9 protein-coding genes are annotated in these 12,334 nt (G+C 60.1%); 6 read left to right on the top strand and 3 right to left on the bottom strand.

Annotated features, from left to right (window positions below; translation table 11 throughout):
- Positions 1–624: 624 nt before the first annotated feature.
- The 5 genes from ppk1 to ARB25_RS08115 all read left to right on the top strand — a co-directional run bounded on the left by ppk1 (position 625) and on the right by ARB25_RS08115 (position 6,954).
- The gene (ppk1, locus tag ARB25_RS08135; RefSeq protein ID WP_253276074.1) at positions 625–3,198 is read left to right on the top strand and encodes a polyphosphate kinase 1; all 2,574 of its coding nucleotides are present in this window, start codon (positions 625–627) and stop codon (positions 3,196–3,198) included.
- Between the two features lie 98 nt (positions 3,199–3,296).
- Positions 3,297–4,625: a 23S rRNA (uracil(1939)-C(5))-methyltransferase RlmD gene (gene rlmD / locus ARB25_RS08130; RefSeq protein ID WP_082421936.1), complete on the top strand. Its 1,329-nt coding sequence runs from the start codon at positions 3,297–3,299 to the stop codon at positions 4,623–4,625.
- A gap of 105 nt (positions 4,626–4,730) precedes the next feature.
- Complete coding sequence (locus ARB25_RS08125; protein WP_055287259.1) at positions 4,731–5,273, top strand: DJ-1 family glyoxalase III; 543 nt, start codon at positions 4,731–4,733, stop codon at positions 5,271–5,273.
- The gene (locus ARB25_RS08120) at positions 5,270–5,851 is read left to right on the top strand and encodes a Maf family protein (protein ID WP_055287257.1); all 582 of its coding nucleotides are present in this window, start codon (positions 5,270–5,272) and stop codon (positions 5,849–5,851) included. The genes ARB25_RS08125 and ARB25_RS08120 overlap by 4 nt, the downstream gene beginning before the upstream one ends.
- 101 nt (positions 5,852–5,952) lie before the next feature.
- A complete protein-coding gene (locus ARB25_RS08115; RefSeq protein ID WP_055287255.1) occupies positions 5,953–6,954 on the top strand; it encodes a P1 family peptidase in 1,002 nt (333 codons plus the stop codon).
- 370 nt (positions 6,955–7,324) lie between these two features.
- Here ARB25_RS08115 and ARB25_RS08110 read toward each other — a convergent pair whose 3' ends face one another.
- Together ARB25_RS08110 and glf are read right to left on the bottom strand one after the other, a co-directional pair.
- On the bottom strand, positions 7,325–8,356 hold the full coding sequence (locus ARB25_RS08110; RefSeq protein WP_055287253.1) for a glycosyltransferase family 2 protein: 1,032 nt from the start codon (positions 8,354–8,356) through the stop codon (positions 7,325–7,327).
- The gene (glf, locus tag ARB25_RS08105) at positions 8,349–9,551 is read right to left on the bottom strand and encodes a UDP-galactopyranose mutase (RefSeq protein ID WP_006234295.1); all 1,203 of its coding nucleotides are present in this window, start codon (positions 9,549–9,551) and stop codon (positions 8,349–8,351) included. Before glf ends, ARB25_RS08110 begins: the two co-directional genes overlap by 8 nt.
- A 231-nt stretch (positions 9,552–9,782) precedes the next feature.
- On the opposite strand from glf, the gene pta reads away from it, so the two are divergent.
- Positions 9,783–10,763 (top strand): phosphate acetyltransferase, encoded by a 981-nt coding sequence (gene pta, locus ARB25_RS08100; RefSeq protein WP_006234296.1) that lies wholly within the window; start codon positions 9,783–9,785, stop codon positions 10,761–10,763.
- Positions 10,764–11,111: 348 nt separating this feature from the next.
- Here pta and ARB25_RS08095 read toward each other — a convergent pair whose 3' ends face one another.
- Positions 11,112–12,290 (bottom strand): acetate/propionate family kinase, encoded by a 1,179-nt coding sequence (locus tag ARB25_RS08095; RefSeq protein WP_055287251.1) that lies wholly within the window; start codon positions 12,288–12,290, stop codon positions 11,112–11,114.
- Between the last annotated feature and the right edge of the window lie 44 nt (positions 12,291–12,334).

The following is a 12,334-nucleotide window of genomic DNA, read 5'->3' as shown; positions in this document are numbered from 1 at the left end:
GCCGGGACGGTGCAGGCAGACCTTCCTGAGCTTGCCGATCTCGGAAGGCACGTGCAGACCTTTCGTCATGGCCTCCTACCTTTCTTTCGGGCCTTACTGGCCGAATGTATCAGCGCCCCTCCATATGGGACGCTGCTTGCTGACAGCTCTAGTTATATCCAAATTCCATTCGTAATGCTACCTCGCCCCCGAACGGTCAGCAAAGTACGATGAACGGTATATCGCATATGATTTCCCATGATGCACTTCAGTTTTGTAAAGCAGATTTTCCTAGGTAAACGTTATTTTTCTAGGAAATCAAGCTTGAACACTCAAAGTTATCCATGATTCAAAATTGCATAGTGAAAACGGTTTTCTGCATATAAATGACGCTTGTCCTCGATTCGACCTACATTCGATTATATTCAGCTTACTATCATTCTTATTCATAGATTCTCACCAGTTGAGTGAGGATATGGATCGTTTGCGAACGAGCAGGGCGTCAGTCCTATGACTTGTCAGCGTAAGAAGTAGGTAAAGATACCGTTCACGCGATACGTCCGTGCCAGTGGTCGACTAAATTGAGACAATAGTGAATTAGAGTTAGGCTACCGTCCCCTGCGGGGACTGAACGGACAGATGCATATGCCGAGCAAAATCGAAAAGAAGCAAAAGGCCGCCAAACTGCGCAAGCCGCCGCGCGACTTCTCGTACACGCAAAACCGAGAGCTTAGCTGGCTGCGCTTTGACAACCGCGTGCTTGACGAAGCCTTCGACGAGACCGTTCCGCTGTTCGAGCGTCTAAAGTTCGTGTCGATTTTCGAGTCCAACCTCGACGAATTCCTTATGGTGCGCGTGGGCGGCCTGTCCGATCTGGCGGAGCTCAAAAAACAGCCTGTCGACAACAAGAGCAATATGACCGCCTCAGAACAGGTCGATGCCGTCATGGAAGAGCTGCCCGGGCTCCTTACCCGTTGGGAGTCCATCTTTAAGAGCATCGAGGACAAGCTTGATGCTCTGGGCGTTCACCGCGCCCGCATCGATTCGCTTACGCCCGAGGAGCGCACCTTTGTAACCCGCTACTTCCAAGCCTACGTGTCGCCGGTCATCTCACCGTTGGTCATTGACCCGCGCCACCCCTTCCCCAACCTGCGCAACGGCGCGCTCTATCTGGCTTGTGGCCTGGACGGCGTCACCGACGAGGAGAGTCTGCTGGGCCTTATCGAGATTCCCGCCTCGATGAACCGCGTGGTCGAGATCCCCTCGCCCACCGGCACCTACTCCTACATCTTGCTCGAGGACGTCATCCTCGCCTGCCTGGATAGCTGCTTTGGCTCCTATAAGCCGCTGGATCGCGCGCTGATCCGCGTCACCCGTAATGCCGATATCGACCCGGACGGCGAGGGCGTCGAGGAGGAAGAGGATTACCGCCAGCACATGAAGCGCATCCTCAAGAAGCGCTTGCGCCTGCAGCCGGTGGTGCTCGCCGTATCGGGCTCCCTCGAAAAGCCAACGCTCAAGACCATCCGCAAGGCGCTCGAGCTTTCTCGCCGCTCGGTCTTTACCTGCGATATCCCCCTTGACCTGAGCTACGTCTTTGGCATTGAGGGCAAGATTCCCGAGCATCTACGCAACGAGCTGCTCTTTACGCCGTTTAAGCCGCAGCCCAACCCCGCCATCGATATGTCCCGCTCCATTCGCGAGCAAGTGCTGCAGGGCGACAAGCTGCTCTTTTATCCCTACGAGGCCATGAATCCGTTCCTGGACCTGGTGCACGAAGCAGCCTACGACCCCGAGTGCATCTCGCTGCGCATCACGCTCTACCGCGTGGCCAAACAAAGCCGCCTGTGCGAGTCGCTCATCGATGCTGCCGAAAACGGCAAAGAGGTCACGGTGCTCATGGAGCTCCGCGCACGCTTTGACGAGCAGAACAACATCGAGTGGGCCGAACGTCTGGAAGAGGCCGGCTGCACCGTTATCTACGGCTCCGAGGGCTTTAAGTGCCACTCCAAGATCTGCCAGCTCACCTATCGTGAGGGCATGGCGCTCACCCGTCTCACGCTGTTGGGCACCGGCAACTTTAACGAGAAGACGGCCAAGCTCTACAGTGACTTTATGCTCATGACCGCCCATCCCGGTATCGGCGAGGACGCCAACCTGTTCTTCCGCAACCTGTCGCTGGGCAACCTGCGCGGCGACTACCGCTTCCTGGGCGTGGCGCCCGCCGGACTGAAACCGCTCATCATGCGCGGCCTGGACCGCGAGATTCAGCGCGCCCTTGTCGGCGAGCCCGCCCGCGTGTTCTTTAAGCTCAACTCGCTGACCGACCGCGAGGTTATCGATAAGATCGCCGAGGCATCGTGTGCCGGCGTGCGCGTAGACATGATCATCCGCGGCATCTCGTGCCTCAAGCCCGGTATTCCGGGCAAGACCGAGAACGTGCATGTCCGCTCCATCGTCGGACGCTTTTTGGAGCACGCGCGCGTCTATGCTTTCGGCGTGGACTCGGACATGATTTACCTGAGCTCGGCAGACATGATGACGCGCAACACCGAGCACCGCGTGGAGATCGCCTTCCCCGTGCTCGACCCCACCTGCCGCGCCCTAGTGCACGAGTATATGGGCATGCAGCTGCGGGACAACGTGAAGGCCCGCAGCCTCACGAGCGACGGCACCTGGGTCCCCGTGGAGCGTGCAGAGGGTGAGAAACCCTTCAACTCGCAGGAAGCTCTACTGGAGCGTGCCTATCGCAACGCCGAGGCCGCCGCGCAGCAGCGTGCGCAGGAGAAGGAACGCGTGGCCGAGGAGGCCATTCAGGCCGAGGTTGAACACGGGGCAGCTGCCAAACCGGAAGCGGTTGCAGCTCCCCCGGTGAATGAGCCCGAGGCTGCCGCAGAGACCGCCGTGGAGAAAGCGCCCGAGCCCGCTACCGCGACTCCGGAGCCCGCCGCCGAGGCAAAGCCCACCCCTGCTCCTAAGCCGCAGCCGACCACACCCGAGGTTCAGAAGGTCCAGGCGACTGTCATTGAGCCCGAGCCTGCACCTGCACCTCAGCCCGAGCCGCAGGTCACCAAGCCCGTATCCGAGACGAGCACCCGTCGCGATAAGCCCGCCGGCAAGACCAAGGCCATCGAGCGCCATCGCCCCGGTCGCGTGCGCATAGGCCTGGGCCTGATCGGCCTGGGTCTTAAGACGCTCATTACCGGCAAGACGAAATAGTCGTTTGTAGAAGCAGTTTGTAGAAGCGCCCCGCATTTGAGGAAAGCCTCGGATGCGGGGCGCTTTTCCCTGCTACCATGGTGCGAACAACAACGCGAATGACAGGCAGGAATATGAAGCTCACTATAGAATCGATGACCTACGGCGCCGACGGTCTGGCGCACGCCGACAACGGCAAGGCCGTCTTTGTGCAGGGCGCCGTGGCAGGCGACACCGTCGAGGCCGAGGTCGTACAGGACGGCAAGTCGTTCATGCGTGCCCGCACCACCGAGATTCTGGAGCCAAGCCCCGATCGCATTCAGCCTCCCTGCCCCTTCGTGGGCATCTGCGGCGGCTGCTCGTGGGGCAATCTCTCACGCACGGCACAGCTCGCCGCCAAGGAGCAAAACCTGCGCTCCACGCTCGAGCGCATCGGCAAGTTCGCTCCTGAGCAGGTCGATGAGTTGCTACAGCCCATCTGCCACACCAAGGACGACTGGGGCTACCGCAATAAAATCGAGCTCGAACCGACCGTCGTCAACGGTCGCGTGCGCCTTGGCATGCACGGTGTCGACCCCAGCAAAATCGTGACCGTCGATATGTGTCCGCTGTTCGATAAGCGCTTCCCGAAGGCACTCAAATCGGTCGTCGGCGCACTCAACTATCTAAGCGGCAGCCATGACTTGGGGCTCGAACGCGTGGGCATTCGCGCATCGCGCCGCACCAAGGCACTCGAGGTCGCACTCTGGACGCCCACAGGCTCTTTTCCGCGCTCGCAGGTCTCCCGCGTGCTGGCGGACGCCGCTCATCCTACGAGCATCGTACGCGTGATGAGCAAGGGCGAAAAGAAGGCCCGCCGTGTCTCCAAGGTCGAAATGCTCGCCGGAGAGGGCTCATGGACCGAGAATATCGCCGAGGATCAGATGCGCTTGTCTGCCCCGTCTTTTTTCCAGGTCAACACCAAGGGTGCCGAGTTTTTGATCGATCTTGTCATGGAAGCGCTCGACCCGCAGGAAGACGAGCTTGCCGTGGACCTGTACTGCGGTGCCGGCACCTTTACCCTGCCGCTCGCCCGCCGCTGCGACTTTGTCGCTGCCGTCGAGGCCTACGGCCCCGCCGTGCGCGATCTACGCCGTAACCTGGAAATCAACAAGCTTGATAACGTCGACGTCATTGGCGGAGACGCGGTGCGCGAGTTCCCCGACCAGGATGCCGACATCTTGGTGGTCGACCCGCCGCGCGCAGGCCTCGCCCCCGAGGCGATCGGCCTTATCGCCAGCACGAGTGCCCGCGATGTCGCCTACGTGAGCTGCGACCCGGCCACCCTGGCGCGCGATCTCAAACGCTTTGTCGAAGAAGGCACCTTCTCCCCCGTAAAGATCACGCCAGTCGACCTGTTCCCACAAACCTTCCACTGCGAGACCGTCGTCCACCTTAGGCGCAACTAGCCGCCTAATCATTGCTCAGAAAATCATTGGGAAATCGAGCGTGGCAAGCGGAGGTCTTCGGGGTATAAGACGGCTAATTGTATGCCGCCTATGAAAGGAACCCTCATGCCCAGCGTTGCCGTTCTCGCCGCCGATGGCTTTGAAACTATTGAGTGCTTGACCATGGTCGATGTCATGCGTCGCGGCGGCGTGCGTGCCACGCTCGTCTCGATTATGCCCACGCGTGAGGTCGTAAGCTCGCTGCAGATCCCCGTGACCTGCGATGCGCTCTTTGATGAGATCAACTTTGACGAGTACGACTGCGTCGTGCTGCCCGGCGGCCTACCCGGTGCCACCAACCTGCGCGCCGATCAGCGCGTCTGCGACGTGGTCTGCGAGTTCGCCGCGACCAAGCACGTCGCCGCCATCTGCGCCGCCCCGTTTATCCTGGGCGAGCTCGACCTGCTCGAGGGGCGCCACGCCACGTGCTTCCCTGGCTTTGAGAAAAGCTTCCCCGAAGGCGCCTATACCGGCGAGAAGGTTACGCAAGACGGCAACATCATCACCGCTAGCGGCATGGCCCAGTCGCTCCCCTTTGCGCTTGAGCTGCTGCGCACGCTCGCCGGCGACAAGGCCGTCGAGAAAGTCGCCGAGGGCATTCAGCTATGATTTTGGCTTCGCAATCACCGCGCCGCATCGAGTTGATGCGCGAGGCGGACTATGACATTCGCATCATTCCTGCCGATATCGACGAAACGCCGTTTGATGGCGAGGCCCCGCTTACGCTCGTTGAACGCTTAGCACGCGCAAAAGCCGCCGCCGTTGCCGCCGAGCATGCCGAGCCCAATGAGCTAACGGTCGCGGCCGACACCATCGTCACCTTTGACGGCAAGATTCTGGGCAAGCCGGCAACCGAGGACGAGGCGCGCACCATGCTCCGTGAGCTTTCGGGCCGCACGCACCAGGTCGCAACCGGCGTCTGCATCGTTAAGGCAGGCAATACGGCCGCCCCGCATGCCGCCGAGAGCCTGTCCTTTGTCGATGTGACCGACGTGACGTTCTACGAGCTCACCGACGAGCAGATCGAGCGCTACGTCGCCTCGGGTGAGCCCATGGACAAGGCCGGCGCCTACGGCATTCAGGGCACAGGCGGACGCATGCTCGTGCACGATATTTCGGGCGACTTCTATAACGTGGTGGGCCTACCCATCGCCCGCGTCGCGCGCGCGATTCAAAAACTCTCGTAATTGCATCTGGCGCTGGGTATTCCCCAGCGCCTACAATTTTGGCGTACCGTACGGATCCCGACCGGGCACAAGGCGCGGCGGAAAACCGATAGGAGTTAAACATGGATACACTGCTCGAGGCCATTGACGTCTGCGATGTCGATGGCTTTTGCTATGGCAACTATACGGACGAGGAGGCCGGCACCGGTTGCACCGTAATCGTGGCACCCGAGGGCGCCACCGGCGGCGTTGACGTTCGCGGCGGTGCTCCAGCATCGCGCGAAACCGACCTGCTGCGACCCGAGAACACCGTCGACAAGGTCCACGCCGTCTGCCTTTCGGGTGGATCGGCCTTTGGCCTCGAGGCTGCAAGCGGCGTCGCTCGCGAGCTTGAGAGCCGCGGCATCGGCCTACCCGTCGGCCCCACGCAGGTGCCTATCGTGTGCTCCAGCTGTATCTTCGACCTCGCCTTTGGTAACCCCACCGTGCGCCCCGACATTGAGGCCGGCATCGCCGCCGTGCGCGAAGCACTCGACCACACCCCCACCAAGCTCGAACAGGGCAACGTAGGCGCCGGCACGGGCGCTACCGTGGGTAAGCTCATGGGGCCTGCCACCTGCATGAAGGCCGGCCTTGGAGCTGCCGCCGTGGCACTCGGCCCCATCAAGGTGGGCGCCGTGGTCTCGGTCAACGCCTGCGGCAACGTTGTCGACCCCTTCACCGGCGAGTGGGTCGCCGGCATGCGCGCCGCAGCCGATAGCGACCAGATCGTCGACATGGAACTCGCAGCCTTTGCCGCCGCCGGATCCATGCAGATGCCGCTCGACCGCACCAACACCACCATCAGCTGCATCGTCACCAACGTGGAACTCACTAAGGCACAAGCCACCAAGGTCTCCCAGATGGCCGCAGACGCCTACGCACACGCCATCCGCCCCACACACACCACCAACGACGGCGACACCATCTACACCCTCGCCAGCGGCAAACTGGGCGCCCAGGCAAGCGCCGCCGTTCCCCTAGACCTGCTGGGCATGCTCGCCGTAAGGACTTTGCAAACCGCCATCGTAAACGGAGCCAAAACCGCCAAAACCTCCCACGGCATCCCCGGCGCCGCAAAGTAAACTAGCTCGTCCGGTTGCCCGGTGGGGCTTGGTTATGTTTGCTGCTCTACAGTCCTGACTCGCACGAAGAGCACATTAAGTGCTCTTCGGCTCGTGCGGAACTCGCGACAAACATAACCAAGCCCCACCGGGCAACCTACTCAACAAGATCTCTTTCAGCCCAGGCCCCTGTGTACCGCGCGTCTAAGATCTTCAAATTCACCTATCTGACAATCGATTTATAGCAGAGGCCCCTTGGCCTTTAGTTTGATACAAGTTCCGCACGAACCGGAAAGCACTTAATGTGCTTTCCGTGCGAGCAGGACTGTTCGCAGTAGCAAACTAAAGGCCAAGGGGCCCAGTCAACCTATCAGCAGCGATTACTCAGCAGCTAGTTGAATTTGAAGATCTTTGAGGCAAGACGGTATAGGCCGAGTGTGGTTTTGTCTCCCGCCCGTCCGCGCAGATTGGTGAAGAACCCGACCACGCCGTAACGGGCACGACGATACATGCGCTCGTCGTAGGCCTTCAAATCATTCCACAGCGTCTTTAGGCGCTCGTCGGCGCAATCTTCCTCGGAAAGCTTGGTGAGCACCGAGCAGATCGCCATCATCATGGTGAAGTAGCCCATCATGTACGAACGCAGGCGCGACGACTCAACATCGCTGTACAGGTGGTACGACTCCATCATGATACGCGTAACACGGAACTGCTGGTCCAGACGCTTGACCATCGTTGCCTCGTTGACGCTCTGACCTTCGCGACCGATAAAGTAGCGGTAGAGGTCGATGTCGGCGTAGTACATGGTCTTGCAACGCGGCAGCGGCACGTAGGCGTAGATGTTGTCCACATAGAACGTGTGCGGCGGCATGGGAAGGTTGGACTCGCGCAGCACATCCGTGCGATAGCACAGGCTGTGCATGAGTAGGTTCTGGTCCAGGCGGAAATGACCGATCTGATCCCAAGAAAAGATCTTTTTGCGCGGCAGGGCAAATATGTAGCCAATAGCGGTATGCGTCCCCTCGTAAACCTTCTCGTACACGTAGTTCGAGATAAACAGGTCAACGCGCTGGTCGCGCTCCTCAAAGCCACGCAGAATCGACAGCATGGTCGAAAGGGCAGCGCCGTCAAGCCAGTCGTCCGAGTCGACAACCTTGTAGTAGGTGCCCTGCGCCTCGCGCAGACCCGAAAGGACGGCAATACCGTGACCGCCATTCTCCTGGTGCACCGCGCGAATGATACCGGGATAACGGGCCTCCCACTCGTCGGCCTTGGCGGCCGTCTCGTCCTTGGAGCCGTCGTCCACCACGATAATCTCGATATCGGTGGCGTAATTGCTCCCCTCCAAGATGGAGGTGATGCAATGGTCCATGTCCTTGGCGGCGTTATACGAGGGAATACCGAATGTTATGACTTTATGCATGGCAGGCGATAATCTCATCCGAAAGATCGAGGGCGGAATTGGTCACGGCGTCCATATCGTAGTAACGATACTCGGCCAGACGACCCACCGGGTGGAAGTTCGTCAGGTTCTGGACGCGCTCAAGATAGCGCTCATAGAGCTCACGGTTCTCGGGCTCAAGAATGGCGTAGTACGGCGTCTCGCCCGAGCCGGGCGTATAGGCCTTGGAATACTCCTTCATGATGGTGGTCTTGCCGGGCAGGATCTGACCGGTCATGTTCTTGAACTCGGTAATGCGCGTGTAGTCCTCGCTCGTGGTGTAGTTGACGGTGCCCACGGGCTGGAACTGGTCCATATCGAGCGTCTCGAACTTCATGTCGAGCGTGCGGTACGGTAGCGCGCCCAGATCGAGATTGAACAGCTCATCGAGCGGACCGGTGTAGACGATCTCGCCACCATAGACCTTGCCGTCGATCTTGACGGTAGTCTCGTCGATTTCAAAGAGATCACGGGCGTCCACGTCGCAGAACACGTCGATCAGGTCGTGGTCGAGCATGTGCTCAAAGAGCGCCGTGTAGCCCTCCTGCGGCATGCCCTGGAAGGGAGCTTGCGGGAAGTAGCGGTCATCATCGCCCACAAAGACGGGAACGCGGCCGGTGATCGAGGGATCGATCTGATCGGGCGTCTGGCCCCACTGCTTCATGGTGTAATGCAAAAAGACGTTCTCGTAGACGTAATCGGCGACCTCGGCAAGATCCGGGTCGTTCTTCTTACGCAGCTCCATAATGGGCACCTTGACATCCTTGCCAAAGGTCTCCACGAGCTTCTGATACAGCTCCTCGCCGCGCTCGTCACCAAAGGCGAGCTTGAGACTCGCATGGTTGAAGGGCACGGGCATAAGGGTACCGTTGATGTTGGCGAGCACCTTGTGCTGATAATCCGTCCACTTGGTAAAGCGCGACAGGAAATTGTGCACGCGCTCGTTAAAAGTGTGATAGATATGCGGACCGTACTCGTGGATCAGGATTCCGGCCTCGTCAGTGCAGTCATAGGCATTGCCCGCAATGTGGCTACGGCGCTCCAAAACGGCAACACGATAGCCGATGGTCTCGGCAAGACGGCGGGCGCAAACGGCACCGGCATATCCAGCACCGACGACAATCATGTCGTACGCGCCGGCGTTAAAGCCTTCAGGCAGGCCTGAGGTAATCTGCATCGATACTCCTTGTCAAAAGCCACGGGCTCGTTAGCTGGGCTTTTCTCGAACATTCTTCGAGACATATTTATCAGAGCGATTATAGCGCTAATGCGTCCTATAATGAGCTTGCCACACAAGGAAAGCTCAAGCACCGCGGCGTACATAATTGAAAGGTAAACCCGCTAGCAGCGGGTTTATTCGTGAACAGCCGGGTGCCTGGAGCTTAGCGAAACGCTTGTAAGGAGTAACATGAGCGATTTCCTAAACCGTATGAAGTCTGCCGCCAAGGCCGACCTTAAGACGATCGTCCTGCCCGAGGGCGAGGATCCGCGCACTATCGTCGCGGCCACCAAAATCATCGAGGAGGGCCTGGCAAAGATCGTCATCCTGGGCAACCCCGACGAGATCAACGTTCCCGGCGCTACCGTCATCGACCCGCGCAATGCCGAGAAGCACGAGGAGTACGCGCAGAAGTTTGCCGAGCTCCGCGCCAAGAAGGGCGTTACCATCGAGCAGGCTCGCGCCCAGGTGATGGACGCCACCTACTTTGGCACCATGATGGTCAAGATGGGCGATGCCGACGGCCTGGTCTCCGGCGCCTGCCACTCCACCGCCGACACCCTGCGCCCCGCGCTTCAGATCCTCAAGACCGCCCCGGGCACCAAGCTGGTCTCGGCCTTCTTCGTGATGTGCACCGACACCCCGCAGTTCGGCACTGACGGCACGCTGATCTTCGCCGACTGCGGCCTCAACATCAACCCGTCCTCCGACGAGCTCTCCGAGATCGCCATCGCCTCCGCTCACTCCTGGTCCACCTTCATGGGCAACGTTGAGCCGCACGTGGCCATGCTCTCCTACTCCACCATGGGCTCCGCTGGCGGCGAGGTCGCCAAGAAGGTCCAGGAGGCTGTGAAGTTCTGCAAGGAGAAGGCTCCCGAGCTCGCCATCGACGGCGACCTGCAGCTCGATGCCGCTATTGTCCCCACCGTCGCCCAGCTCAAGGCTCCCGGCTCCTCCGTCGCTGGTAAGGCCAACGTGCTCGTGTTCCCCGACCTCGAGGCAGGCAACATCGGCTACAAGCTGGTCCAGCGCTTCGCCGGTGCTGACGCCTACGGCCCCATCCTGCAGGGCATCGCCAAGCCGGTCAACGACCTGTCGCGCGGCTGCTCTGCCGACGACATCGTGGGTGTCGTGGCCATCACCGCCGTCCAGGCTCAGATGGCTGAGTAGCTGACATATCCCCTCGGGGCCCTACAGGGTAAAGCTCTGAAAACGTCCTCGGACATGCATGAAACCCCCGCTGCGCACTTCGTGCGGCGGGGGTTTCATGCGTCCTGCGGATAGTTTTCAGAGCTTTACCCTGTAGGGTCCCTGCCGCTACGTTGCAATCAGGGCATCTGGAGTGGACGGCGGCTTGGCTACGAGCTGGGTCTGAAAATCTGAACGGATGGGTGTCGTTGCTGAAAGTGCAGACGTTGCTGGTGGCGATCACTTTGGGACTCGGATTTCCACTTGCTAGCAAAAAGGCCTCCGGAGCTGTTGCTCTGGAGGCCTTTCGTTTACTTGCAAATGCGCGCGTTAGTTGTTCTTGGTCAGGCGCTCGACGTCGTGGGCGATCATGTATTCCTCGTCGGTGGGGATGACCATAACCGTGACGGAAGAGCCGGCGGCGCTGATGACCTGTGGGCCGTTGCCCACGGCCTCGCGGTTCTTGTTGTTGTCGATGCGCACGCCCAGCCACTCAAAGCAGTCGCAGAAGGCCCTGCGGATCGACCAGTCGTTCTCGCCGATGCCGGCGGTAAAGGTAATGGTGTCCACGCCCGCCATGGAAGCGATCATGGAACCGGCCTGCTGCATGGCCTTATAGGCGAACATATCGAAGGCGAGCAGGCAGCGCTCGTCGCCCTCGGAGGCGCGCGTGCGGATGTCGCGGGCGTCGTTGGAGATGCCCGAGATGGCAAGCAGACCAGACTGCTTGTTCATCATGTCATCGACTTCCTGGTAGCTGTAGCCGCCCTCGCGCTGCAGGTAGCACACGGTGGCCGGGTCGATGGAACCACAACGGGTGCCCATCATCAGGCCATCGAGCGGCGTGAGACCCATCGTGGTGTCGCGGCACACGCCGTCCTCGATAGCAGCGAGCGAAGCACCGTTGCCCAGATGGCACGAAAGCAGGCGGTGGCAGCGCGAACCCAGGATCTCCTTGGCCATCATCCACTCATAGCGGTGGCTCGTGCCGTGGGCGCCGTACTTGCGCACGTGGTACTTGTCGCAAACGTCCTTGGGCAGCGCGTAGGTGTAGGCAACCTCGGGCATGGTCATGTGGAACGAGGTGTCGAAGACCGCCACGTTGGGCAGCTCCGGATACTTCTCACGGCAATACTCAATTGCTGCGGCCTCGCCGTAGTTGTGCAGCGGAGCAAGCGGTGCCACCTCAAGAATCTTGGCCATAACCTCGTCGTCGACAACCGCGGAATCATCGAAGTGCCAGCCGCCCTGAACGATACGATGCCCAATGCCATCAATCGTAAAGTCGGTCTTCTCGAGCTCCTCGAGCACGCGAGCGATAGCAGAGCGATGATCGGGGAAAGGGACCTCCTCGGTCTGCTTAGCGCCACCGTTCTCGGAGTGGCCAAAGATGCCCATGTCCGATCCGATACGCTCGCAGTTGCCCTTGGCGAAAACCTTGCGGGTATCGGTATCCAAAAGCTGATATTTAAGGCTTGAGCTGCCGGCGTTGACAACAAGTACGTTCATGAGACTCCTTCGCAGTGCAATACGGTCGACGCAGGCCCCTTAAG

The organism is Collinsella aerofaciens (assembly GCF_001405375.1).
Classification (GTDB): Bacteria; Actinomycetota; Coriobacteriia; order Coriobacteriales; family Coriobacteriaceae; genus Collinsella; species Collinsella aerofaciens_F.
Note: the sequence above shows the minus strand (reverse complement) of the source record. Positions and strands in the feature narration are given on the sequence as shown.

Excerpts from the sequence above, each read along its gene's own strand:
- ppk1 (WP_253276074.1), top strand. The coding sequence starts at position 625 with ATGCCGAGCAAAATCGAAAAGAAGCAAAAGGCCGCCAAACTGCGCAAG.
- rlmD (WP_082421936.1), top strand. The coding sequence starts at position 3,297 with ATGACAGGCAGGAATATGAAGCTCACTATAGAATCGATGACCTACGGC.
- ARB25_RS08125 (WP_055287259.1), top strand. The coding sequence starts at position 4,731 with ATGCCCAGCGTTGCCGTTCTCGCCGCCGATGGCTTTGAAACTATTGAG.
- ARB25_RS08120 (WP_055287257.1), top strand. The coding sequence starts at position 5,270 with ATGATTTTGGCTTCGCAATCACCGCGCCGCATCGAGTTGATGCGCGAG.
- ARB25_RS08115 (WP_055287255.1), top strand. The coding sequence starts at position 5,953 with ATGGATACACTGCTCGAGGCCATTGACGTCTGCGATGTCGATGGCTTT.
- ARB25_RS08110 (WP_055287253.1), bottom strand. The coding sequence starts at position 8,356 with ATGCATAAAGTCATAACATTCGGTATTCCCTCGTATAACGCCGCCAAG.
- glf (WP_006234295.1), bottom strand. The coding sequence starts at position 9,551 with ATGCAGATTACCTCAGGCCTGCCTGAAGGCTTTAACGCCGGCGCGTAC.
- pta (WP_006234296.1), top strand. The coding sequence starts at position 9,783 with ATGAGCGATTTCCTAAACCGTATGAAGTCTGCCGCCAAGGCCGACCTT.
- ARB25_RS08095 (WP_055287251.1), bottom strand. The coding sequence starts at position 12,290 with ATGAACGTACTTGTTGTCAACGCCGGCAGCTCAAGCCTTAAATATCAG.